General features: G+C 69.0%; 24 protein-coding genes and 1 riboswitch. Of the genes, 12 read left to right on the top strand and 12 right to left on the bottom strand.

Features of this window, described 5'->3' with window-relative positions; all coding sequences use genetic code 11:
• Nucleotides 1–450: 450 nt before the first annotated feature.
• From ACIBEJ_RS51975 to ACIBEJ_RS51990, 4 genes are all read right to left on the bottom strand, one after another.
• Nucleotides 451–651 (bottom strand): cold-shock protein, encoded by a 201-nt coding sequence (locus tag ACIBEJ_RS51975; RefSeq protein ID WP_106250594.1) that lies wholly within the window; start codon nt 649–651, stop codon nt 451–453.
• 231 nt (nt 652–882) lie between these two features.
• Nucleotides 883–1,158 (bottom strand): MoaD/ThiS family protein, encoded by a 276-nt coding sequence (locus tag ACIBEJ_RS51980; protein WP_397190486.1) that lies wholly within the window; start codon nt 1,156–1,158, stop codon nt 883–885.
• A 15-nt stretch (nt 1,159–1,173) separates the two neighbouring features.
• Nucleotides 1,174–2,403 carry a threonine synthase gene (gene thrC, locus ACIBEJ_RS51985; protein WP_397190487.1) on the bottom strand — a complete coding sequence of 410 codons (1,230 nt, stop codon included), beginning with the start codon at nt 2,401–2,403 and terminating at the stop codon, nt 1,174–1,176.
• A 13-nt stretch (nt 2,404–2,416) separates the two neighbouring features.
• Nucleotides 2,417–2,556, bottom strand: a riboswitch (SAM riboswitch).
• Between the two features lie 79 nt (nt 2,557–2,635).
• Nucleotides 2,636–3,190 carry an RNA polymerase sigma factor gene (locus tag ACIBEJ_RS51990; RefSeq protein WP_397190488.1) on the bottom strand — a complete coding sequence of 185 codons (555 nt, stop codon included), beginning with the start codon at nt 3,188–3,190 and terminating at the stop codon, nt 2,636–2,638.
• 30 nt (nt 3,191–3,220) lie between these two features.
• On the opposite strand from ACIBEJ_RS51990, the gene ACIBEJ_RS51995 reads away from it, so the two are divergent.
• Nucleotides 3,221–4,639 carry a trehalose-6-phosphate synthase gene (locus tag ACIBEJ_RS51995; protein ID WP_397190489.1) on the top strand — a complete coding sequence of 473 codons (1,419 nt, stop codon included), beginning with the start codon at nt 3,221–3,223 and terminating at the stop codon, nt 4,637–4,639.
• A gap of 8 nt (nt 4,640–4,647) precedes the next feature.
• Entirely contained in the window at nt 4,648–5,805 is a 1,158-nt protein-coding gene (locus ACIBEJ_RS52000) for an MFS transporter (protein ID WP_397190490.1), read from the top strand.
• Here the strand turns inward: ACIBEJ_RS52000 and otsB are convergent.
• Both otsB and ACIBEJ_RS52010 read right to left on the bottom strand, forming a co-directional pair.
• Nucleotides 5,774–6,529 (bottom strand): trehalose-phosphatase, encoded by a 756-nt coding sequence (gene otsB / locus ACIBEJ_RS52005; protein WP_397190491.1) that lies wholly within the window; start codon nt 6,527–6,529, stop codon nt 5,774–5,776. The two genes, ACIBEJ_RS52000 and otsB, sit on opposite strands and share 32 nt — an antisense overlap.
• A gap of 51 nt (nt 6,530–6,580) precedes the next feature.
• Entirely contained in the window at nt 6,581–6,883 is a 303-nt protein-coding gene (locus ACIBEJ_RS52010) for a DUF3263 domain-containing protein (protein WP_397190492.1), read from the bottom strand.
• A 117-nt stretch (nt 6,884–7,000) separates the two neighbouring features.
• Between ACIBEJ_RS52010 and ACIBEJ_RS52015 the strand changes: the two genes are divergently transcribed.
• From ACIBEJ_RS52015 to ACIBEJ_RS52035, 5 genes are all read left to right on the top strand, one after another.
• Nucleotides 7,001–7,813 (top strand): S-adenosyl-l-methionine hydroxide adenosyltransferase family protein, encoded by an 813-nt coding sequence (locus ACIBEJ_RS52015; protein ID WP_397190493.1) that lies wholly within the window; start codon nt 7,001–7,003, stop codon nt 7,811–7,813.
• Between the two features lie 113 nt (nt 7,814–7,926).
• A complete protein-coding gene (locus ACIBEJ_RS52020) occupies nt 7,927–8,496 on the top strand; it encodes a hypothetical protein (RefSeq protein WP_397190494.1) in 570 nt (189 codons plus the stop codon).
• Nucleotides 8,493–9,671 (top strand): S8 family serine peptidase, encoded by a 1,179-nt coding sequence (locus ACIBEJ_RS52025; RefSeq protein WP_397190495.1) that lies wholly within the window; start codon nt 8,493–8,495, stop codon nt 9,669–9,671. Before ACIBEJ_RS52020 ends, ACIBEJ_RS52025 begins: the two co-directional genes overlap by 4 nt.
• Before the next feature lie 26 nt (nt 9,672–9,697).
• A complete protein-coding gene (locus tag ACIBEJ_RS52030; RefSeq protein ID WP_397190496.1) occupies nt 9,698–10,102 on the top strand; it encodes a Zn-ribbon domain-containing OB-fold protein in 405 nt (134 codons plus the stop codon).
• A complete protein-coding gene (locus tag ACIBEJ_RS52035; RefSeq protein ID WP_397190497.1) occupies nt 10,099–11,283 on the top strand; it encodes a lipid-transfer protein in 1,185 nt (394 codons plus the stop codon). Before ACIBEJ_RS52030 ends, ACIBEJ_RS52035 begins: the two co-directional genes overlap by 4 nt.
• 47 nt (nt 11,284–11,330) lie before the next feature.
• Here ACIBEJ_RS52035 and ACIBEJ_RS52040 read toward each other — a convergent pair whose 3' ends face one another.
• From ACIBEJ_RS52040 to ACIBEJ_RS52060, 5 genes are all read right to left on the bottom strand, one after another.
• A complete protein-coding gene (locus ACIBEJ_RS52040) occupies nt 11,331–12,347 on the bottom strand; it encodes an ABC transporter ATP-binding protein (RefSeq protein WP_397190498.1) in 1,017 nt (338 codons plus the stop codon).
• Nucleotides 12,331–13,368, bottom strand: a complete 1,038-nt coding sequence (locus ACIBEJ_RS52045; RefSeq protein ID WP_397190499.1) for an ABC transporter ATP-binding protein — start codon at nt 13,366–13,368, stop codon at nt 12,331–12,333. Before ACIBEJ_RS52045 ends, ACIBEJ_RS52040 begins: the two co-directional genes overlap by 17 nt.
• Before the next feature lie 9 nt (nt 13,369–13,377).
• On the bottom strand, nt 13,378–14,331 hold the full coding sequence (locus ACIBEJ_RS52050) for an ABC transporter permease (protein ID WP_397190500.1): 954 nt from the start codon (nt 14,329–14,331) through the stop codon (nt 13,378–13,380).
• The gene (locus tag ACIBEJ_RS52055) at nt 14,324–15,268 is read right to left on the bottom strand and encodes an ABC transporter permease (RefSeq protein ID WP_397190501.1); all 945 of its coding nucleotides are present in this window, start codon (nt 15,266–15,268) and stop codon (nt 14,324–14,326) included. Before ACIBEJ_RS52055 ends, ACIBEJ_RS52050 begins: the two co-directional genes overlap by 8 nt.
• Nucleotides 15,269–15,391: 123 nt before the next feature.
• Nucleotides 15,392–17,029, bottom strand: a complete 1,638-nt coding sequence (locus tag ACIBEJ_RS52060) for an ABC transporter substrate-binding protein (RefSeq protein WP_397190502.1) — start codon at nt 17,027–17,029, stop codon at nt 15,392–15,394.
• Between the two features lie 463 nt (nt 17,030–17,492).
• On the opposite strand from ACIBEJ_RS52060, the gene ACIBEJ_RS52065 reads away from it, so the two are divergent.
• From ACIBEJ_RS52065 to ACIBEJ_RS52085, 5 genes are all read left to right on the top strand, one after another.
• On the top strand, nt 17,493–18,410 hold the full coding sequence (locus ACIBEJ_RS52065) for an ABC transporter permease (RefSeq protein WP_397190503.1): 918 nt from the start codon (nt 17,493–17,495) through the stop codon (nt 18,408–18,410).
• A complete protein-coding gene (locus ACIBEJ_RS52070; protein ID WP_397190504.1) occupies nt 18,403–19,272 on the top strand; it encodes an ABC transporter ATP-binding protein in 870 nt (289 codons plus the stop codon). Before ACIBEJ_RS52065 ends, ACIBEJ_RS52070 begins: the two co-directional genes overlap by 8 nt.
• Before the next feature lie 47 nt (nt 19,273–19,319).
• A complete protein-coding gene (locus ACIBEJ_RS52075) occupies nt 19,320–19,841 on the top strand; it encodes a YbhB/YbcL family Raf kinase inhibitor-like protein (RefSeq protein ID WP_397190505.1) in 522 nt (173 codons plus the stop codon).
• Between the two features lie 83 nt (nt 19,842–19,924).
• Nucleotides 19,925–20,098 (top strand): hypothetical protein, encoded by a 174-nt coding sequence (locus ACIBEJ_RS52080; RefSeq protein ID WP_397190506.1) that lies wholly within the window; start codon nt 19,925–19,927, stop codon nt 20,096–20,098.
• Between the two features lie 197 nt (nt 20,099–20,295).
• On the top strand, nt 20,296–20,856 hold the full coding sequence (locus ACIBEJ_RS52085) for a dihydrofolate reductase family protein (protein WP_397190507.1): 561 nt from the start codon (nt 20,296–20,298) through the stop codon (nt 20,854–20,856).
• Nucleotides 20,857–20,927: 71 nt separating this feature from the next.
• Here ACIBEJ_RS52085 and ACIBEJ_RS52090 read toward each other — a convergent pair whose 3' ends face one another.
• Nucleotides 20,928–22,250 (bottom strand): KamA family radical SAM protein, encoded by a 1,323-nt coding sequence (locus ACIBEJ_RS52090; protein WP_397190508.1) that lies wholly within the window; start codon nt 22,248–22,250, stop codon nt 20,928–20,930.
• Nucleotides 22,251–22,317: the final 67 nt, after the last annotated feature.

The raw sequence follows: 22,317 nt of genomic DNA on the forward strand, positions 1-22,317 counted from the left end.
CTTCTCCAGCACGACGTTGCGCCCCTTGGGACCAAGGGTCACCTTCACGGCGTCGGCGAGCTGGTTCATGCCGCGCTCGAGACCGCGCCGGGCGTCCTCGTCAAACGCGATCATCTTGGCTGCCATAAGGCTAGACCTCCCAGATACAGGGTGGCTTCTCAAGGATCGAGCCGACGCCCGCGACGGCAGCGTGCCCGGCCCGGAGGCCGAACACTTGGGCCCGCATCTCCGTTCGGCAGGCCCCGATCGTCTCGATCCAGGTGTTGGCACTCACGTGGAGAGAGTGCCAACGAACTGTTTAGCACTCTACCCGGTCGAGTGCAAGCGAATGCCACCCCGTCGCAGGTCAGGCCCGATCCCCTCGCGAGATCGGGCCTGTCCTGGTGAGACGAAAGGTGTTGGCAGAACCGCACGGACTGCGCTGCCGTGCGGGCTGCCTCGGTGCGTGGTTCAAACGGTGCGGACAGATTCCGCCTGCGGCCCCTTCTGGCCTTGTGTGATCTCGAACTCGACCCGCTGGCCTTGTTCGAGCGATCTGTAGCCGTCCATCATGATCGCTGAGTAATGGACGAATACATCTTTACCACCGTCGACCGCGATGAAACCGTAGCCCTTGTCCGCGTTGAACCACTTGACGGTGCCCTGCGCCACTTCCGACTCCTCTTACTGGGCTCTGGATCCCGCCCATTCCTCCGCGAGATCCGCGTTCGCCGCTTTTACCGAAAAACTGGCGGCGATCGCCCTCGACCATACCTGTGGCATGCCGTTGGGCAACAGAGTCAATCTGAAAACTGCCTATTTCATCCTTCGAAGAGTTGAATTTTCCAGAAATGGGAAGGGCACCTCCGAAGAGGTGCCCCAGTCCTAAGAGTGTGCGAAGCGTTAGCCTCCGGCTACTGCGGGGATGATGGAGATCTCGCTCCCCTCGGGGGCCGGAGTGTCGAGCCCGTCGGCGAATCGGACGTCCTCTTGCCCAACGTAAACGTTGACAAAACGCCGAATCTTGCCCGATTCATCGAGAATTCGGGCGCCGATCCCCGGGTAGTCGCTGTCCAGCTTCTGAAGGACCTCGCGCAGCGTCGCACCGTCGCCACTGACCTCCGCGTTACCCCCCGTGTAGGTGCGCAGAATGGTGGGAATCCGCACAGATACGCTCATGCCTAAAACTTCCTTTCAGATGGCGCGGAACGCGTCGAGAGAGGGCCGGATGACAGCGGTGGGTTCGGCGATCGACGACACCGCGTCAAGGGTCTTGAGGCCGTCGCCGGTGTTCAGCACCACTGTTTCCGCCTCGGGATCCAGCGTGCCGTTTTCCACCAGCTTCTTGAGCACGCCCACGGTGACGCCGCCCGCGGTCTCGGCGAAGATGCCCTCCGTGGACGCCAGGAGCTTGATGGCCGCGACGATCTCGGCGTCGGTGACGTCCTCCACCGCCCCTCCCGTACGGCGGGCGATGTCGAGCACGTAGGGCCCGTCAGCCGGGTTCCCGATGGCCAGCGACTTGGCGATGGTGTCCGGCTTGACCGGCTGGACCACGTCGTGCCCCGCCTTATACGCCGCCGACACCGGCGAGCACCCGAGCGCCTGGGCCCCGAACACCTTGTACGGCGTGTCCTCGACCAGCCCGAGCGCCACGAGCTCCTTGAAGCCCTTGTCGATCTTCGTGAGCTGGGAGCCGGAGGCGATCGGGATGACGATCTGCTCGGGCAGCTTCCAGCCGAGCTGCTCGGCGATCTCGTAGGCCAGCGTCTTGGACCCCTCGGCGTAGTAGGGCCGCAGGTTCACGTTGACGAAGCCCCACTTGTCGCCCAGCGGGTCGCCGATGAGCTCGGAGCAGAAGCGGTTGACCTCGTCGTAGGTGCCCTCGATGCCGATGAGCTTGCCGCCGAACACGCGGGCCATGGCGATCTTGGCCTGCTCCAGGTCGGCGGGGATGAACACGCACGCGTCGAGCCCGGCCCTGGCCGCGGCGGCGGTGACCGCGCCGGCCAGGTTGCCGGTGGAGGAGCAGGACAGGGTGTGGAAGCCGAAGTTGCGGGCCGCCTCGACGGCGATGGCCACCACCCGGTCCTTGAAGGAGTGGGTGGGGTTGCCGGAGTCGTCCTTGATGTGCAGCGACCTGATGCCGAGCGCCCGGCCGAGGTTGCCGGCCTTGACCAGCTTGGTCCAGCCGGGGTTCATGTTCTGCTTGGCGGCCACGTCGACGGGGACGGGCAGGAGCGCCTGGTAACGCCAGATGTTGGTCGGACCGGACTCGATGCGCGAGCGGGTCACCGTACCGAAGTCATAGGCCACTTCGAGTGGCCCGAAACACTCCAGACACGCGAAACTGGGGCCGAGGTCATAGCGGGTGCCGCACTCGCGGCAGGAGAGAGCTACAGCAGGACCGAAGTCAAGCGACATGAAGCGAGGCCTTCCCTCATCTTCGCCCGCGGCCACCTTGACCGCAGACCGGAATTGGCACCTTGTCCCGGTCGGCCTCGCGGGTGCGAGTCACAATCCGGGAGGGTTGCCGGGGCTTCGCAGGGCCGGTCCCTCCACCCCTCTGGATGAGCAATATGTAGTTGTCGGAATGGACTCTACCTGGTCAAGACGATCGGTTGACCACCCGTCTCGACCAGTGAGACCATCCGTCTCATCGATAGTCCTCCCCGAGCACCCCCTGCACGTACTTGCGCGCCTGGTGGATGCGGGATTTCGCGGTGCCGAGCGGGATGCCCAGCTGCTCGGCCACCTCGTTGTAGTCGAGCTGGACGATGTCGCGCAGCACCAGCGCCTGCGCCAGGTCGGGCTTGGACGCCTCCAGCGACTCCATCGCGTCGAGCAGGTCCAGGCGCGAGCCCGCGATCACGCTCACCCTGGCCACGTCCGGCTTCTGCGTGGGCAGCTCGTCGGAGCTCTGCTCGGCCGCCCTGCGCTTCAGCGAGCGGTAGGTCGTGCGGGCGCAGTTGGCCGTCACGATGTGCAGCCACGTGCTGAACCGCGCCCGGCCCTCGAATCGCCCGATGTTGCGCGCGACGGCCAGAAGAGTGTCCTGGCAGGCCTCCTCCGCGTCCTGGTGATAGGGCAAGATTCGCGCGCAGTGCCGTAGTACGTCCGGCTCGATCCGCCGCAAGAGCTCGCCGAGTGCGCGATGATCTCCAGCGGCTGCGGAGCGGGCCAGTTCCTCGGTTAGCTCATCAAGCGCCATAGCGGGATCCTATGAGCGGAGGATAGTTAAATGAACAGCGTCCTGGTCGCCTCGAACCGCGGTCCTGTCTCGTTCACCGTCTCCGACGACGGCGTTCTCACCATGAAACGCGGTGGCGGCGGCCTGGTATCCGGACTTTCCGGCGTGGCGAAGGACGAAGGCGTGCTGTGGGTCTGCGCGGCCCTTTCCGACGGCGACCGCAGCGCCGTACGGCAGGCCCCCGGCGGCCGCCTCGACCAGGCCGGCTACGACACCGGCGCGCTGCGCATGCTGGACATCGCCCCCGCGACCTTCCACCGCGCCTACAACGCCGTGGCCAACTCCACGCTGTGGTTCGTCAACCATCTGCTCTACGACATCCCCAACGCCCCGCACTTCGGCACCAGGTTCCAGCGCGAGTGGGAGTCCTACCGCGACTACAACGGCGCCTTCGCGCTGGCCCTGGCCGAGGAGGCCGGGCACGAGGCGCGGGTGATGGTCCAGGACTACCACCTGACGCTCACCCCCGCGATGCTCCGCGCCGAGCGCCCCGACCTGCGCATCGCCCATTTCAGCCACACCCCGTGGGCCCCGCCGGAGTACTTCGCGCTGCTGCCCGACGAGGTGGCCCGCGAGGTCCTGGAGGGCATCCTGGGCGCCGATCACGCCGGGTTCCTCACCGAGCGGTGGGCGCGGGCGTTCACCGACTGCTGCGTGGCCCTGCTGGGCGCGCGGGCGGACGCGCGCGGCGTCACCCACGAGGGCCGCACGACCAGGATCGGCGTGCACCCGCTCGGCGTCGACGGCGAGCAGCTCTGGCGGCGGGCCTGCGAGCCGGACGTGGAGTCGAACATGGCGGTGCTGCGCGATCAGGTCGGCGACCGGAAGCTGATCGTCCGCATCGACCGCACCGAGCTGTCGAAGAACATCGTGCGCGGGCTGATGGCCTACCGCGAGTTCCTGGCCGCGCACCCGGAATGGCACGGCCGCGTGGTGCACCTGGCCTTCGCCTACCCGAGCCGCCACGACCTGCCGGAGTACCGCGAGTACACCGCGGCCGTGCAGCGCTGCGCCAAGGAGATCGAGGACGAGTACGCCACCGAGGACTGGGACCCGCTGATACTCAACGTCAACGACGACTACGCGCGCAGCCTGGCCGCCTACCGGATGGCCGACGTGCTGCTGGTCAACCCGATCCGCGACGGCATGAACCTGGTGGCCAAGGAGGGCCCGATCCTGTCGCCCCGCTGCGTCCTGGTGCTCTCGCGCGAGGCCGGCGCCGCCGCCGAGCTGGGCGCGGACGCGCTGGTGGTCAACCCGTACGACGTGCTGGAGACCGCGCAGGCCCTGCGCACGGCCCTGGTCATGCCCGAGGACGAGCGCACCGGCAGGGTGGCCCGCCTGGCCGCGGCGGCCACCGCGCTGCCGCCGCAGAAGTGGCTTGCGGCGCAGCTCGATGCCCTGACTTAATGCGATAAGTGACCACAGTCCGGATCCGTCTGACCCGTGATCTCCCGACCTGGCTCGTCTACCTCCAGCTCGGCGCCTTCGCCACCTACCTGTACGGCCTGAGCGCCGTCCTCCCGCTGCTGCGCCAGGAACAGCAGGTCTCCAACGCGGTCGCCGCCCTGCACGGCACCGCGATGGCCGCCGGAACGCTCCTCGCCGGGGCGGCGCTGCCGTACCTGGAACGCAGGTACGGCCCGCGCGCCACCATCTGGGGCAGCCTGGCCGGCATGAACGCGGCCCTGGTGCCCCTCATGGTCACCGCCGCTCTGCCCGCCACCCTCGCCAGCTACGGTCTGGCCAGCCTCTTCGGCTCGGTCGCCCTCTACGCCATGATGGCCGCGCTCAGCGACCACCACGGCCCGGCCGGACCCGCGGCGATCAGCGAGGCCAACGCGGTCGCGATCCTGTTCGGCATCGCCATGACCTACGCGATCAGCGCCACCGCGCAGACCGCGCTCGGCTGGCGGGCCGCCCTGCTGATCACCCCGGTCACCACCGCCCTGCTCGCGCTCACGCTCGGCCGCGTGCGCGTGGCCGGCCGCCCCCACGACGGCGGCGCCCGCGCGAGCGCGCCACCGCCCGGCTGGCGCTTCTACGTGGCGGGCGGCGTGCTCTTCCTCGTGGTCGCGCTGGAGTTCTGCTTCAACCTGTGGGCGGTGCAGCTCTTCGCGTCCAACACCGGGCTGAGCGTGGCGGCGGCCACGACCGGCCTGACCGCGTTCACGGCCGGCCTGGCCGTCGGCCGCTTCGCCGGGACGCCGCTGGCCCTGCGCCTGAGCACGCCCACGCTGCTGACCGGCGCCCTGCTGCTCACCGCGGTGGGCTGGCTGCTGTTCTGGTCGAGCACCCAGCCGGTGCTCGCCTACGCGGGGCTGGCGATCAGCGGGCTGGGCGTCTCGCTGCACTTCCCGCTCGCGCTGGCCGGCGTGCTCGCCTACGACCCGGTCCGTGCCACGGCCGTCTCGCCGGTCTGCGCGGGGCTGGCGATGGCGGCGGGGCCGTTCGCGCTGGGGGCGCTGGCCGACGGGTTCGGGACCCGCACGGCCTTCCTCATGGTGCCGGTGCTGATCGCGCTGGCGGTCGCGGGAGTTCTGGTCAGCCGCGAACGGCTGCCGCCAGCTCCTTGAGCAGCGCCATCACGCCGTCGGGCCCGTCGACCACGAGGTCGGCCCGCTCGGCCAGCTCGCTCACCTCGGCCGAGCCGCTGCACACGGTCACGCCGGGCAACCCCGACGCGCGTACCGCCTCGAAGGCGGCCAGATCCCCCAGATCGTCGCCGGCGAACATCACCGACCGGGCCGCGCGCTCGGCCAGGAACAGCGACAGCGCCTGGCCCTTGTCCATGCCGGGCGGGCGCAGCTCCAGCACGTAGCGTCCCGGCTCGACCACCAGCCCGTTGCGCGCGGCCAGCGCCGCGAGGGGCGCGCGCAGCGCCTCGAAGGCGCCGTCGGGATCGGGACTGCGCCTGGTGTGTACGGCGACCGCCCGCCCCTTGTCCTCGACCGCCACCCCGGCCAGGCCAAGGGCGTCGAGCAGCATCGGCAGCTCGGCCTCGGCCCGTGGCACGCCCGCGGGCGGCGGCGGCGCGCTAATCCTGCCGTTCTCCCACCGTTCGAAGCCGTAGTGCCCGAGGATCACCAGGCCGGGCACCTCGGCCAGGTCGGGGCCGAGTTCGAGGACGACGGCGGGGGGCCGGCCGGTCAGGATGACCACGGACGCCACCCGCGCGCTCAGCTCGGCCAGGATGCCGGGGGCCGCCGGGTGGATCCTCGCGGCGGCGGGATCGGGCACGATGGGCGACAGGGTGCCGTCGAAGTCGAGCCCGATCACCGCCCCTGACGGCTCTTTCACGATCGCTTGGATTCCAGGGATGTTCCTCACGCGGCTGGAGTACCCAGCCACCTAGGGACGCATGCCGAGTCGCCGGGCCGCCCGCTCGCGCTGCCGCGTGGCCCGCAGCCGGCGCAGTCGCTTGACCAGCATCGGATCCTGCTCCAGCGCCTCGGGACGATCGATGAGTTCGCCGAGGAGCTGGTAGTAACGCGTGGCGGAGAACCCGAAGGTCTCCTTGATGGCCTGCTCCTTCGCGCCGGCGTAACGCCACCATTGGCGCTCGAAGGCGAGGAGCTGGAGGTCTCGTTCGGTGAGGGGCTGACGGGTCGGTTCCTGGGCAGCACTGTCACCGCCGACCGGTGCGGTGTCCATGGTCGTCCTCCTCGGAAGGGCGTACGGCGCTCACGCCGTACGCACGCGGCCCGTGGCCATCGTAATGTGCCAAAGCCGGGTGTTCACCGCGGATCGGGAGACGTACAGTCACGAAGTGTGACCTCAGTCATAACGCTTCTCACCGATTACGGACTCGAGGACGGCTACGTGGCCGCCTGCCATGGCGTGATCGCCGGAATCGCGCCGCAGGCCCGCGTCATCGACGTATGCCACCTCATCCCTTCGGGCGACGTACGGCGCGGCGCGGCGGTTCTCGCGCAGACCATCCCGTACATCCCGCCGGGCGTGCACATCGGCGCCGTGGATCCGGGGGCGGGCGGCGCCAGACGCGCGGTCGCCGTGTCCGCGGGCGGCCGGGTGTTCATCGGGCCGGACAACGGCCTGCTGTCCTGGGCCGTGCACGCCTGCGGCGGCGCCGAGTCCGCGTACGAGATCACCAACGACGCGCTCTTCCTGCATCCGGTCTCGCCGACCTTCCACGGCCGCGACGTGTACGCGCCGGTGGCGGGGCGGTTGTGCGCCGGGGCCGAGCCTTCCGAGCTGGGGCCGGAGATCCCGCTGATCAGGCTGGTCTCGCTGCCGGAGCCGACGTCGGTGCTGCGCGAGGGCTCGGTGGAGGGCGAGGTGGTCTCGGTCGACCGCTACGGCAACACCCAGTTGTCGATCGCGGCGGGCGACCTGGCGGCGCTCGGGGTCCGGGTGGGCGACACACTCGGCGTCTGGATGGGGCGCAGGCAGTTGGCCATGCCGTACCGGGAGACGTACGCGGCGGTGCCGCCGGGTGAGCTGGTGGCCTTCGCCGACTCGGCGGGGCTCATCGCCATCGCCGTGAACTCGGGCGATGCCGCCCAGCGCCTGGGGCTCCCACCGGGCGCGCATGTGCGCCTTTCCCCCTCTCCGGTGCGATAGGGACATTACCCCGCGTATCGGTCTGTTTACCGAAGCGTCGGATTGAATCATCGACCGCGTGCCAGAATGCACGGCAGTTCGAGCGCCTCCTCCCCCCTTCCCCCGAGGCAGACGTGTTCCTGCTGTCCGTCGCACTGTTGTCCCTCCTCCCCTTCCCGTGGGGCTCGGCCGAGCCCGCGGTGAGCGAGCGCTGGCACGCCTGGCCGGTGACCAGGGTCTTTCCCGCCGCGCTCGCCGGCGCCAGCCCGTCCGGCGCCAGGGTGACCTACCTGCTGGCCGGCGTCGCGCCGGAGGCGCCCTGCCGGGTCGCGCTCCAGCCCGCCGCGGCGGCCATGCTGCCGCGCTGCCTGACGGCCCTTCGGGCCACCTACACCGACAGCACGCAGACCTTCGTCGTCACCGTGGGCGTGGCCGTGCTCGACGGGCCCACTCCCCCGGTACGCGCCGGCGGCCGGCCGCCCACCGTGCGGCCCGTGGCCTTCCCCGGCGGCCCGGCCGAGCGGTTCGGCGAGGCCCAGTACGTCACCGGCGCCGTGGCGGCCTCCGGCGGGCCTTACACGGTCCTCACCGCCGCCGGGTACGCCGACGGCCGGCCGTACCAGAGAGAGGGCGGGACGGAGCCGCGCCTCGGCGCGGCGGCCACGCAACTGGCGCAGGCCCTGCACAAGGCGCTCACCCGGTGATCCGCGCCGCCGCCTGGCTGCTGCCGGTCTGCCTCGTCACCCTGCTCATCGCCGGCCCGCCCCCGAGCGGCATGCGCAACGTCACGGCGCGCACAGGGGCCGCCGCCGTGGCCGCGCGGCAGCAGCAGTGGCAACTGGCCGCGCTGCGCGTGCCGGCGGCGTGGAAGGTGAGCAGGGGCGAGGGCGTGCTGGTGGCCGTGCTCGACACGGGCGTGGACGGCCGCCACCCCGACCTGTCGGGAGCCGTCGTGGAAGGGCCCGACCTGACCGGTCCGGCCCGCGGGCAGGCCAGGAGCGGCCACCACGGCACCGCGATGGCCAGCCTCATCGCCGGGCGCGGCCACGACGGCAGGGGCGTGGTGGGCGTCGCGCCGGCCGCGCGGGTGCTGTCGGTCAGGGTGACGCTGGAGAACGACGATCCGCTGCGCGGCAGGCGGCGCGCGAGCGCGGCCGGCCAGGACGCGCTGGCCCAGGGCATCAGGTACGCCGTCGACCGGGGCGCGCGGGTCGTCAGCATGTCACTGGGCGGCGGCAGCGGCTCGTGGGAGGGCTCGGCGGCCGAGGAGGAGGCGGTGCAGTACGCGATCTCCCGCGGGGCCGTGCTCGTCGCCTCCTCCGGCAACGACGGCGACGCCGCCAACCGCAAGAACTTCCCCGCCGCCTACCCGGGCGTGATCGCCGTGGGCGCGGTGGACCGGCGGATGCGGGTGCCGCGCTTCTCCAACCGCCAGGACTACCTGTCGGTGGTCGCTCCCGGCACCGGGATCGTCAGCGCCGACGGCCCCGGCGGGTACGTGGTCGGCGACGGGACCAGTTCCGCGGCGGCGATGGTGGCCGGGATCGCCGCGCTGGTCAGGGCGGAGTATCCGGAGCTGTCGCCCTACCACGTGCGCACCGCCATCGAGCGCGGCACCAGGAAGCGGCCGGCCGACGGGCACAGCCGCGCCTACGGTCACGGCGTGGCCGACGCCTCGCTCGCGCTGCGCGAGGCGGGACGGCTGGCCGTGCCTCCCGCGTCGCGGATCGGGCAGGTCGGCGGCCACTTCGGCGGCGGTCCGCCGCCGGCGCGGCCGGCCTCGCGGCTGCCGGTGGTGGTGGCGATGATCGGGCTGACGGTCGCGATGTCGGCCAGGGTGGTGGTGCTGCACCTGCGGCGGCGAAGGCATTTTCCCTAGCAAGCGCTTGTGTGATACTCGTCGGTATGACCTTGGCGATCGACGGCTGGTTCAGCATCGGCGACGACGGCACCCACCTGCTCGGCACCCGGTGCGCCGACTGCGGCACCGTCAGCTTCCCGCCGCAGCGGGGCTTCTGCCGCAATCCGCACTGTTCGGGCGAGACGCAGGAGGAGACCCGGCTGCCGCGCCAGGGCACCGTCTGGTCCTACACCAACGCCTGCTACGCGCCGCCGCCGCCGTTCGCGGCCGCGGAGCCGTACACGCCGGTGACGCTCGCCGCGGTCGAGCTCGCCGAGGCGGGCATCATCGTGCTCGGCCAGGTCAAAGACCTGACCGTGGACGAACTACAGGTCGGCATGGAGCTAAGGCTCACCCACGGCCCCCTCGCCGACGGCCCGCTGGTGTGGATGTGGGAGGCGGCCCGATGAGCACCTTGGTCATCGGCGCGGGCATGCACCCGTGGGGCAAGTGGGGCAAACCCTTCATCGAGTACGGCGTGGCCGCCGCCCGAGCCGCCCTGGCCGACGCCGGCGTGGCCTGGACCGACGTGCAGTACGTCGTCGGCGCCGACACCATCAGGAACGGCTACCCGGGCTTCGTCGCCGGCGCCACCTTCGCCCAGGCGCTCGGCTGGACCGGAGCCAGGATCGCCTCCTGCTACGCCGCCTGCGCCTCGGGCGCGCAGGCCATCGACCTGGCCAGGACCCGAATCCTCGCCGGCCTGTGCGACGTCGCGCTCGTCGTCGGCGCGGACTCCACGCCCAAGGGCTTCTTCAAGCCGGTCGGCGGCGAGCGTCCCGACGACCCGGACTGGCTGCGCTTCCGGCTGCTCGGCGCCACCAACCCCGCCTACTTCGCCCTCTACGCCCGCCGCCGGATGGCCCTGCACGGCTCGACCGCCGCCGACTTCGCCGCCGTGAAGGTGAAGAACGCCGCCTGCGGCGCGCTCAACCCCATGGCCCGCTACCGCAAACCCGTCACCGAGCAGGAGGTGCTCGCCTCCCCGATGGTGGCCGACCCGCTGCGGCTCATGGACATCTGCGCCACCTCCGACGGCGGCGCCGCGCTGGTGCTGGCCTCCGCGGAGTTCGCCCGCCGCCGCGGTATCACCCACCCGGTACGGCTGGCCGCCGTCTCGACCGTCACCCCCACCTTCCCCAACACCACGCTGGAGCTGCCCGCCTTCGCCACCGACTCGGCGGCGGCCGTATCCCCGCCGGAGCGCCCCTTCCGCGCGGCCATCGCCCACGCCGCCTACGAGGAGGCGGGACTCGGCCCCGGGGACCTGTCGTTCGCCGAGGTCTACGACCTGTCCACGGCCCTGGAGCTGGACTGGGTCGAGGACGTCGGCCTGTGCCCGCCCGGCGAGGCCGAGAAGATGCTGCGGGCCGGCGACACCGCGCTCGGCGGCCGGGTGCCGGTGAACCCGTCCGGCGGGCTCGCCTCCTTCGGCGAGGCCATCCCCGCCCAGGCCATCGCCCAGGTGTGCGAGCTGACCTGGCAGTTGCGCGGGAGCGCGGGCGCCCGCCAGGTCGAGGGCGCGCGCGTCGGCCTGGCCGCCAACCAGGGCCTGTTCGGCCACGGCTCGGCCGTCATCGCCACCACGTGAAAAAAAGGGGGGCCCTCCGCGGAGGACCCCCCTTTTTTCACCGTGTTCTAACCGATGTGCACCACGTCGTGGGTCTCGGCGAAGTGGCACGCGCTCTCGTGCGCGGTGCCCGGCCGGATCTGCAGCAGCGGCTCCTCCTCCGCGCAGATCTCCTGGGCCTTCCAGCAGCGGGTGCGGAAGCGGCAGCCCGACGGCGGGTTGGCCGGCGACGGCGGGTCACCCTGGAGGATGATCCGCTCCCGCAGTTCGCGCCCCTCGGGGTCGGGGACCGGGACCGCGGAGAGCAGAGCCTGCGTGTACGGATGCGCGGGCTTGTCGTAGACCTCCGTGTCCTTGCCGAGTTCCACCAGCTTGCCCAGGTACATCACGCCCACCCGGTCGGCGATGTGGCGTACCACCGACAGGTCGTGGGCGATGAAGATGTAGGCCAGGTTGAACTCGTTCTGCAGCCGCTCCAGCAGGTTGATGACCTGCGCCTGGATCGACACGTCCAGCGCCGAGACCGGCTCGTCGCAGACGATGATCTCCGGCTGCAGGGCCAGCCCGCGCGCGATGCCGATGCGCTGGCGCTGACCGCCGGAGAACTGGTGCGGGTAGCGGTTGATGTGGTCGGGGTTGAGCCCGACCACCTCCAGCAGCTCCTGCACCTTCTTGCGCCGGTCGCCCCTCGGCGCGACCTCCGTGTGGATGTCGTACGGCTCGCCGATGATGTCACCGACGGTCATCCGGGGGTTCAGCGAGGTGTAGGGATCCTGCATCACCATCTGGATGTTGCGCCGCATGCGCTTGAGCTCGCCGCCGCGGGCGTGGGCGATCTCCCTGCCGCTGATCTTGACCGAGCCCGACGTCGGCCGCTCCAGCGCCATGAGCACCTTGGCCAGCGTCGACTTGCCGCAGCCCGACTCGCCCACGATGCCCAGGGTCTCGCCCTTGTGCAGGTCGAAGGAGACGCCGTCGACGGCCTTGATCGCGCCGATCTGCTTCTTGATGACGATGCCCTGGGTCAGCGGGAAGTGCTTGACCAGGTCGCGTACCTCAAGGATCGGCTCACTCGTGGGTGCCATCGAGGACCTCCCTCCAGTAGTGGCAGGCGCTGCTGCGCGTGCCGCTGATCTCATACAGCGCCGGGGACTCGGTGACGCAGATGTCCTGGCGGTACGGGCAGCGGGGGTGGAAGGCGCAGCCGGACGGCATGTCCAGCAGGTTCGGCGGCATGCCCTTGATGGCGTACAGGTCCTGGCCCTTGAGGTCGACCCTGGGGATCGACTCCAGCAGGCCCTTCGTGTACGGGTGGGCCGGGTGGCGGTAGATGTCGTGGACGGGCGCGTTCTCGACGATCCGCCCGCCGTACATGACCGCGATCTTGTCCGCGACGTCGGCGACCACGCCGAGGTCGTGGGTGATCAGGATCAGGCCCATGTTGCTCTCGCGCTGGAGCTCCGCGAGGAGCTCCATGATCTGGGCCTGGACGGTCACGTCGAGCGCGGTGGTCGGCTCGTCGGCGATCAGCACCTCCGGGTCCAGCGCGATCGACATGGCGATCATGATGCGCTGGCGCATGCCCCCGGAGAACTGGTGCGGGTAGTCGTTGATGCGCTGCCTGGCGGCCGGGATGCGGACCCGGTCCATGAGCTCGACCGCCTTGGCCATCGCCTCCTTCTTGCCCATGCCCCGGTGCACGCGGAACATCTCGCTGATCTGCCAGCCCACGGTGAAGACCGGGTTCAGCGCGGAGAGCGCGTCCTGGAAGACCATCGCGACGCGCTGGCCGCGCACCTGCGAACGGGCGTCCTCCGACAGCTTGAGCAGGTCGGTGCCGCGGAAGCGGATCTCGCCCTGGGGGATCACCGCGGGCGGCATGTCCAGGATGCCCATGATCGCCTGAGCGGTCACGGACTTGCCGGAGCCCGACTCGCCCAGCACGGCGAGGGTCTCGCCGGGGTTGAGCGAATACGTCACGCCGTTGACGGCGTGCACGACGCCCGCCCGCGTGTGGAACTCCACGTGCAGGTTGTCGACAGCAAGCAGAGGCTCGTTGCCCAGCCCTCCCTCGGCGGGCACCACCTCTGGGGATGTCTTCTTCACAGGTCCCCCTTACCTGAGCTTCGGGTCGAGCGCGTCGCGTACGGCGTCGCCCAGCATGATGAACGCGAGCACCGTGATGCTCAGGAACACCGCCGGGAAGATCAGCGGCAGCGGCGCGTCCAGGAACCTGTTACGGGCGTCGGAGATCATCAGACCCCACGAGATGTCCGGCGAGGTCACACCGACGCCGAGGAACGACAGCGCCGCCTCGGCCGCGATGAACCCGCCGAGGTTGATCGTCGCGATGACGATGACCGGCGCGAGCGCGTTCGGCAGCAGGTGCCGCATCATGATCCGCATGTGCCCGGCGCCCAAAGCCTTGGCCGCGACCACGAAGTCCTGGCTCTTGGCCGTGATGACCGCCGCTCTCATGATCCGGTACGTCATCGGCCACCCCAGTACGGTCAACGCGATGATGACCAGGGTGATGCTGCTCAACGCGCCGCCACGGAAGGTGGCCGCGATCAGCAGGGCGCCCAGGATGCTGGGGATGGCGAAGAAGATCTCGGTCAGGCGCGAGGCCAGGGTGTCGGTGACCCCGCCGAAGTAGCCGGCCGCGAGGCCGAACATGCCGCCGATGAGCGCCGTCGCCAGCGTCGTCGAGAGGCCGATGAGCAGCGAGTTGGCGGCGCCGTAGATCGAGCGCGCGTAGACGTCGCAGCCCAGGTTGTCGCGGCCGAAGATGTGGCCGCTGCTGGGTCCCTGACGGGCCGTGGCCAGCTCGCAGGTCCTCGGGTCGTTCGGGTCGATGGCCGTGAACAGCGACGGCCACAGCGCCATGACGACGAGGATCGCGATCAGGATCGCCGAGATGATGAAGATCGGACGGCGGCGCAGGTCGTGCCAGGCGTCGCTCCAGAGGCTGGCCGGCTTGCCCTGCTTCTTCGACTGTTTGCGGGGCGGCGGGGGCGTGTCGACCGGGTTCGGCACGAGTGGCGCCGCCGGCTGCTGGATGTCACTCATAGCGGATCCTCGGGTCGAGCACTGCGTACATCATGTCGACGACCAGGTTGGCGACGATGTAGATCAGTACCAGAACTGTCACGATACCTACGACGACGGGTTGCTCACGCAGGTACACGGATTGGAAGAGCTGGTTGCCGATGCCCGGGAGATTGAAGATCGTCTCCGTGATCACCGCGCCGCCCATCAGGTTGCCGAGGTCGGCGCCCAGGTAGGTGACGAGGGGGATCAGCGCGTTGCGCAGTCCGTGCCTGCCGATGACCCGCCGTCTGGACAGACCCTTGGCGGTCGCCGTGCGGATGTAGTCCGCTCGCAGGGTCTCCACCAGGCTGGTCCGCGTCAGCCGGGTCAGGTAGGCGATCGAGATGCCCGCCAGCACGAAGCCCGGCAGCAGGTAGCTGCGGAAGCCGTTGCTGATGCCCGCGATGGGGAAGATGTCGATCCCGGTCCACTGTTTGACCTTCACGCCGAGCACCAGTTGCAGCACGAAGCCGGTGACCAGGGTGGGGACGGAGATCAGCAGAAGGGTCGAGGCCAGGATCATGGTGTCGGCGGCCTTGCCGCGGCGCAGCGCCGCCCACAGGCCGAGGCCGACGCCGATGACGGCCTCGAAGACCAGCGCGGTCAGCGCCAGGTTCAGCGTGACCTGGAACTTGCCGGCCATGAGCTGGGACACGGGTACGTCGGCGAAAGTGACGCCGAAGTCACCGCGGAAGAGCACGCCGCTGATGTAGTACCAGTACTGCAGCAGCAGCGGATCGTTGAGGTGGTAGCGCTCCCGGAGGATCTCGACGATCGTCGGGTCTGTCCTCTTCTCACCGGCCAGCGCTGCGATAGGGTCGCCGGGCAGCGCGAACACAATGGCGAAGATGAGCAGAGTGGCACCCAGTAGTACAGGTATCGCCTGGATCAGACGCCTGATGATGTAACGGCCCATTTAAGCCTCCCGTACATGCCAAGAAGGCAATCACCTGGGGGAGGGATCTACCGGCCCAGGTGACCGCCTCTATGGCTGGCCCTCAAGGGGCGGGCGACATGGCGCCCGCCCCGGGGAACAACGTCAGGCCTTCTCGACCTGGGACCACTCGACCTGGTTCAGCAGGTTGATCTTGACGTTCTTGACCTTGGTGGAGTAGCCGGAGTTGTTCCGGTAGAAGTACACCGGGATGTACGGCAGTTCCTTGTTCAGGATGTCGTCGGCCTGCTGGTAGAACTTCAGGCCCTCCTCCGGAGTCGCCGCCTGGTCGCCCTTGGAGAGCAGGTCGTCGAACTCCTTGCTGGTGTAGCCGCCGTAGTTCGAGCCGGTCTTGATGGCGCCGGTCCCGAAGATCGGGGTCAGGTAGTTCTCCGCGGACGGGTAGTCGATCGCCCAGCCCATACGGAACAGACCCGTGTACTTCTTCGCGTCCAGCTCGTCCAGGATGGCCTGGAACTTCTCGAACGGCTTCGGCGTCACCTCGACGCCGAGGTTGGCGCGCAGGTTGTTGGCGACGGCCTCGATCCACTCCTTGTGACCGCCGTCGGCGTTGTAGCCGAGCTCCAGCTTCGCCGGGCCCTTGGCGGACTCGTAGAGCTTCTTCGCCTCGGCCGGGTTGTACGCGCAGGCGGCGCAGGCGCCCTGGCGGTAACCGTCGATGGCCGGGTTGATGAAGTCGTCGGCCGGCGCGCGGGTGCCGGAGAAGACCGTCTCGGCGATGGTCTTCCTGTCGATGGCCATCGAGATGGCCTTGCGCACGTCGGCGTTCTTGAAGTCGGGGTTGTACTGCAGCGGGACGCCGATGTAGCCGATGCCGGCGTCAGGCTGGTCCTGGTAGCGCTCGCCCAGGGCGGTCTTGGCGGTGGCGATCGCCGACGGCGGCAGGGAGTCGTGGATGTCCAGGTTCTCGGCCTGAAGGTCGTTGAACGAGGTCTCCGCGCTGGTGTACAGCTTGAACTGCAGCTTGGTCCAGCCCTTGGGCTTGGGGCCCTTGTAGCCGTCGTAGACCGACAGGTCGATCGTCTGGTCGGTGCCCTTCTTGTAGGGCTTGTCCATCTTGAACAGACCCTGGCCGATGGGCTTCTCGCCGTACTCGGTGGTGACCTTGCCGTCAGGACCGAAGGCGGCCTTGGGCAGCGGGTAGAACGCGGTGTACCCGAGGAGCGTCTTGAACTGCGAGAACGGCGCGGCCAGCGTGACCTTCAGCGTCGTGTCGTCGACAGCCTCCAGACCCTTCATGCCCTTCGCGGTGACCTGCTTGCCCTCGCCGGGGTTGAGGTCGGCGAAGCCGTCGACGCGGCCGAAGAAGTATCCGGCGGACTGGGCGTTCTCCTGGTTGGCCGCGTAGTTCCACGCGTCCACGTAGTTCTGCGCGATGACCGGCTCACCGTTGTGCCAGGTGTTGCCTGCCTTGAGCTTGATCGTCCAGACCTTCTGGTCCTCGGAGGTGATCGACTCGGCGGCGGCCTCGACAGCCTTCTTGTTCTCGTCGTAGTTGACGAGCGGCTCGAACACGGCCGCGAGAGCCTCGGAGCCCTCGGACTCGGTCGTGTTGGTCGGAACCAGAAGCTCCTGCGGCTCTCCCAGCTCCATGCGGACCGGCGTGTCGCTGCCGCCCGCGGCAGTGTTGCCACCTTCCGTGGCACCGCCGCCACACGCGGCAACCGCGAGGGCGAGCAGCGCGGTACCGGCGACGATCTGTGCGCCCTTAGTAACACGCATTGTGAGAACTTTCCTCCCTCTACCAGGTGGGCGTTAGCGCTGAGCTGCGATGATCCAGAGCAGCCTGACGGGGGGTCCTTGTAATCCCCCGGGTTTGGCTGACATGGTCAAACCAGCCGACGCCCTGCCAGTCGATCGCGACTATCCCTCACTACTTGCCACCAGGGAGTCTCTGGCGCGTTGCAGTTCGGTCACACGTGCGCCTATCCAACGTCACAGACATTTCCCACAAGACGCGCAAAAAGCCACCAACCACGCGTAATAGGACACGTCAGGACGTGAACAGTTGAGTAAAAATACCCCTCGGGAGGGTGTGCTCAGGCCATCTACTTGGGGCGTTGACCGGAGAACTGCTGTGCTGAGGGGGTACGGGAACCCAGCGGCCCGCAAAACCCGTCCAACAGACCGCGGCGAACTGCCGTGACAGGCACCCCACCGAGCCGAATCCAATAGAGTCCATGCCATGAGCCAGCCGGAATCCGCGGTCGCGGACGCCCAGGCGGGCGGCCGAGGCACGCAGGAGCCGCTGGCCAAGCTCGCCAAGAGATACGGGCTTCGCCGTGCCATCGCACGGCCGAGGTTCCACGTCTACCTGCGCCAGCTCTGGGAGCGGCGGCACTTCATGATGACGTACGCGACCTCGCGCAACGTCTCGAAGTACTCCAGCTCCGCCCTCGGCCAGCTCTGGCAGGTGCTCACGCCCCTGCTCAACGCGGCGATCTACTACGTGATGTTCGGCCTCATCCTGGGCGGCAAGGGCAACATCCAGAACTACCCCGCCTTCCTGCTCACCGGGATGTTCGTCTTCACCTACACGCAACGCTCGGTGACCGCGGGCGCCAAGTCGATCTCCGGCAACCTCTCGCTCATCCGCGCGCTGCACTTCCCGCGCGCGGCGCTGCCCCTGGCCTACACGATCCAGGAACTGCAGCAGCTACTGATCTCGATGGGCGTGCTGCTCGTCATCGTCATGATCACCGGCGAGCTCCCCACGTGGTTCTGGCTGATGATCCCGATCGTGTTGGCACTGCAGTCGATGTTCAACATCGGCGCCAGCCTCGTGATGGCCCGCGTGGGCGCCTCCATGCGCGACATGAACCAGTTGCTGCCGTTCGTCATGCGCACCTGGCTCTACGCGTCCGGCGTCTTCTTCTCCATCCAGGAGAAGGTCGTCCAGACCGCCCATCTCCCCCAGTGGGTAGCCGACGTGATGTACATCAACCCGGCAGCCTCCTACATCGAGTTCATGCGTGACATCCTCATCCAGCAGCACATCCCCCCACCGTGGGTCATGTGGAGCTGCGTATTCTGGGCGGTGTTCGCTCTCGTTTTCGGCTTCTGGTACTTCTGGCGGGCCGAGGAGAGGTACGGGCGTGGCTGAGCTGACGGAGGAGTTGTCACAGGTGAAGGGCGAGGAGCCCGGCGTCGCCGCGAGCAAGGACGTCAGGGTGTACCCCAACCCGGAGCCCACCGGTCACAAGCCTGTGGACGCCCCGACGGGCACTCCGACCGTGGTCGTGGACGACCTCCACATCGTCTACCGCGTCTACAGCGCCGCCTCCGACCACGAGAAGGGCAACGCGGTCAGCGCGCTGGTGCGCATGCTCAAGCGCCAGGGCCGCCCGCAGATGAAGGAGGTGCACGCCGTCAAGGGCGTCTCCTTCGTGGCCTACCACGGCGACGCCATCGGCATCGTCGGCCGCAACGGCTCGGGCAAGTCCACGCTCCTGCGCGCCATCGCCGGCCTCCTGCCGCCCCACTCGGGCGCCGTCTACACCGACGGCCAGCCGTCCCTGCTGGGCGTCAACGCCGCGCTCATGCGCGAGCTCACCGGCGAGCGCAACATCGTCCTGGGCTGCTACGCCATGGGCATGACCCCGGCCGAGGTCAAGGAGAAGTACCAGGAGATCGTCGACTTCTCCGGCATCGATGACTTCGTCCAGCTCCCGATGTCCACCTACTCCTCCGGCATGGGCGCCCGCCTGCGCTTCGCCATCTCCAGCGCCAAGACCCACGACGTGCTCCTCATCGACGAGGCGCTGGCGACCGGAGACCGCGAGTTCCGCAAGAAGAGCCAGGAGCGCATCAAGCAGATCCGCGAGTCGGCCGGGACCGTCTTCCTCGTCTCCCACGACCACAAGGTCATCGAGGAGACCTGCAACCGGGTCATCTGGCTGCACAAGGGCAAGATCAAGATGGACGGTGACCCCAAGGAAGTGATGGCGGCCTACAACAAGGGCTGATCTCCGATAAAGATGGGAGCGTAAGATCCCGTCCTTCGGAGGTAGACATGTCCGCGCGGCCACCGATCCCCTACGACTTCCTGCCCGAGGTTCCCATCCTCACCGTCGAGAGCGACGACGTACGCGACGGCGAACGCCTGGCCGAGACCCAGGTGTTCGACGACTGGGGCATGACCGGTGGCAACCAGTCCCCGCACCTGCGCTGGTCCGGCGCCCCCGAGGGCACCCGCAGCTACGCGGTGACCTGCTTCGACCCCGACGCGCCGACGGGCAGCGGGTTCTGGCACTGGCTGCTGTTCGACCTGCCCGCCGACCTCACCGAGCTCCCGGCGGGCGCCGGCGCCGCCGACGCGAAGACGGGCGTGCACGCCCGCAACGACTTCGGCACCAAGGCGTACGGCGGCGCCGCCCCGCCCCCCGGCTTCCCCCACCGCTACCTGTTCGCCGTGCACGCGCTGAGCGTGGAGTCCCTGGGCCTGGACCCGGACACCCCGGCGGCGGTCGTGGGCTTCAACATCACCGCCAACACCCTGGCCCGCGGGTATCTCGCACCTGTGTACGAAACCTGAGCGCCACCGACCCCAAATCGCTGACGCGCCCCCACAAGTTCCGATAGGATTCGAACGTTAATTCGATCGCCTGAGGACACGTGATGGAATGGGGGCGCGCGATGCGAGAGCTGTCGTCCGCGATTGACCACCTGGCCATCGAGGACCCTTCCGAGATACCCCGGGCCCAGCTGGCCGAGCAACTCATCGAACTCCACTGGCAGATGGCCCGCCTCCAGGCCCAGATAGCCCGCCGCACCGCCGTACGCGTCTTCTGACCCCCTGGAGCCACCGGGGCCCGCCGCCTCGCCCAGAGCGGCCTCACAGCGTCACCGGCGCGGCTCGGGCCGACTCCGCGACAGCCGTACGCGACCGGAAGGCGCCGTCAGAGCAGGTTAGGAATGTCTTAAACGTTCCGTAAGGGGTGCCCGGCAGGCTGAAGTCAGTCGAACGAACCCCCGGAAGGATGCACGACATGCGCAGGCTCAAGCTTCAGCTCCAGATCACCGCCGACGGCTACATGGGCGGCCCCGACGGCGAGATGGACTGGATCGCCACCCCGTGGAGCGAGGACCTCAGCACCTACGTCAGCGCCATCACCGACGGCGTGGACACGATCCTCCTGGGCCGCAAGCTCGCCGAGGGCTTCATCCCCCACTGGGCGGCCGAGCCCGAGGGCGAGGACAAGGAGTCGGCCGCCTGGATGACCGACACGCCCAAGGTCGTCGTCTCCAGGACCCTCACCGACTCCCCCTGGGCCAACGCGACCGTGGAGGGCGACGTGGTCGAGGCGGTCAGGCGGCTCAAGGCGGCCGAGGGCGGCGACATCATCACCTACGGCGGCGCCGGCCTCGTGGCGAGCCTGCTGTCCAACGGCCTCATCGACGAGCTCAACCTCCTGGTCGAACCGGCCGCGATCGGCAAGGGCCTGCCGGTCTTCCCCGACCTGGGCACGCCTCAGCGGCTGCGGCTGGTCTCGGCCACGCCGTTCGAGTGCGGCATCATCGCCCTGCGCTACGAGCCGGGCCGCGCCTGAGCCGCGGACATGAAGGAGCCCCCAGACGGCCCGTCACCTGGGTCACGGGCTGGGGGCTCGGGGTTGACCGCTCAGGCGGACAGCCTGGCGGTGGCGACGCCGGTCTCGAACGGGAAGCGGTCGGCGAAGGCCGGGCGCAGGTCGGTCAGCCATACGGCCTGCGGGTCGTACTGGGCGAAGAACGGCCGGCCGACGAGCGAGGGGTCACGTGCCTGGATGAGGTGAAGCACGAAGACCTTCTGACCGGCGATCTCGGTGACGCCGTCCACGCAGACCTTGCCGGGCGTGGCCGACATGGAGGGCCCGCGCACCGTGCGGCAGAGCCCGGAGACGGAGGCGTAGGCGTCGCGGAAGACCTCGTACGCGTCGGCCAGCGGAACCGCGAAGTAGTCCTGCGGCCCCGTGTCGCGCTCGACGAACATGTAGTACGGGATCATCCCCATCCGCAGTTGCCGCTTCCACATCCCCGACCAGATGGCCGGATCGTCGTTGATCGAGCGGATGAGCGGAGCCTGCGTCCTGATGGTCGCCCCCGTGCCGAGGATCCGCTCCACCGCGGACTCCACGAGCGGTGACTCCAGCTCGCGCAGGTGCGAGAAGTGAGCCATGAAGGCGAGGTTCTTCCCGGCCGCGACGACCTGCTCGAACAGGCGGAGCGTGTCGTCGGCGTCCGGGTCGGTGGTGAACCGCTGCGGCCAGTAGGCCAGGGACTTGGTGCCGATTCTGATGGACTCGAGCTGCTCGACCTCCAGCAGCGGCTCGATGTAGCGCTTGAGCACCGGCTCGCCCATGATCATGGGGTCGCCGCCGGTGAGCAGGACGCTGGTGACCTCGGGATGCTGGCGGACGTACGTCACCAGCTGCTCGATGTCGTCGGAGGCGAACTTGAGGTCCGCGTCGCCGACGAACTGGGCCCAGCGGAAGCAGTACGTGCAGTACGCGTGACAGGTCTGCCCCTGTTTGGGGAAGAAGAGCACGGTCTCCGGATATTTGTGCTGCATGCCGGGCACCGGCTCCCTGCCGATGCGCGGGACGTTGAGTTCCATCTGCCCCGCGGGATGCGGGTTGAGCTGGGCGCGTACCTTGTTGGCTTCGGCGTTCAGCTCAGCGGCCGGCGCTTCGGCCTTGAGAAGGTCGGCGAGCCTGGCCACGTCGGCCGCGGGCAGCATGTCGGCCAGCGGGAAGACGAGGCGGTATATCGGGTCGTCGGGCGCTGCCGACCAATCTATGAGTTCATCCACGACGTAGGCGTTGGTCCGAAAGGGCAGCACCGTCGCGACGGCGCGCACCTTCAGACGCTCCTCCTCGCCGAGCCCCGCACGCAGCAACAGCTCGTCGAGGTGCTTGGACGTATACGCCCGGAAGCGTCGCGTTCCTGCCTGGTTCAAGATCACTAGGCCTTTCCCATCTTTTTTGTTCGATCGGATGTAAACCTCTCGACCCAGTCGTGCGTCTAGGGTT

It is taken from the genome of Nonomuraea sp. NPDC050790 (assembly GCF_044456745.1).
GTDB lineage: Bacteria > Actinomycetota > Actinomycetes > Streptosporangiales > Streptosporangiaceae > Nonomuraea.

Coding starts and splice junctions, on each gene's coding strand:
- ACIBEJ_RS52055 (WP_397190501.1), bottom strand. CDS start 15,268: ATGGGCCGTTACATCATCAGGCGTCTGATCCAGGCGATACCTGTACTA.
- ACIBEJ_RS52040 (WP_397190498.1), bottom strand. CDS start 12,347: ATGGCACCCACGAGTGAGCCGATCCTTGAGGTACGCGACCTGGTCAAG.
- ACIBEJ_RS52060 (WP_397190502.1), bottom strand. CDS start 17,029: ATGCGTGTTACTAAGGGCGCACAGATCGTCGCCGGTACCGCGCTGCTC.
- ACIBEJ_RS52035 (WP_397190497.1), top strand. CDS start 10,099: ATGAGCACCTTGGTCATCGGCGCGGGCATGCACCCGTGGGGCAAGTGG.
- ACIBEJ_RS51990 (WP_397190488.1), bottom strand. CDS start 3,190: ATGGCGCTTGATGAGCTAACCGAGGAACTGGCCCGCTCCGCAGCCGCT.
- ACIBEJ_RS52080 (WP_397190506.1), top strand. CDS start 19,925: ATGGAATGGGGGCGCGCGATGCGAGAGCTGTCGTCCGCGATTGACCAC.
- ACIBEJ_RS51995 (WP_397190489.1), top strand. CDS start 3,221: ATGAACAGCGTCCTGGTCGCCTCGAACCGCGGTCCTGTCTCGTTCACC.
- thrC (WP_397190487.1), bottom strand. CDS start 2,403: ATGTCGCTTGACTTCGGTCCTGCTGTAGCTCTCTCCTGCCGCGAGTGC.
- ACIBEJ_RS52030 (WP_397190496.1), top strand. CDS start 9,698: ATGACCTTGGCGATCGACGGCTGGTTCAGCATCGGCGACGACGGCACC.
- ACIBEJ_RS52065 (WP_397190503.1), top strand. CDS start 17,493: ATGAGCCAGCCGGAATCCGCGGTCGCGGACGCCCAGGCGGGCGGCCGA.
- ACIBEJ_RS52075 (WP_397190505.1), top strand. CDS start 19,320: ATGTCCGCGCGGCCACCGATCCCCTACGACTTCCTGCCCGAGGTTCCC.
- ACIBEJ_RS52085 (WP_397190507.1), top strand. CDS start 20,296: ATGCGCAGGCTCAAGCTTCAGCTCCAGATCACCGCCGACGGCTACATG.
- ACIBEJ_RS52010 (WP_397190492.1), bottom strand. CDS start 6,883: ATGGACACCGCACCGGTCGGCGGTGACAGTGCTGCCCAGGAACCGACC.
- ACIBEJ_RS51980 (WP_397190486.1), bottom strand. CDS start 1,158: ATGAGCGTATCTGTGCGGATTCCCACCATTCTGCGCACCTACACGGGG.
- ACIBEJ_RS52050 (WP_397190500.1), bottom strand. CDS start 14,331: ATGAGTGACATCCAGCAGCCGGCGGCGCCACTCGTGCCGAACCCGGTC.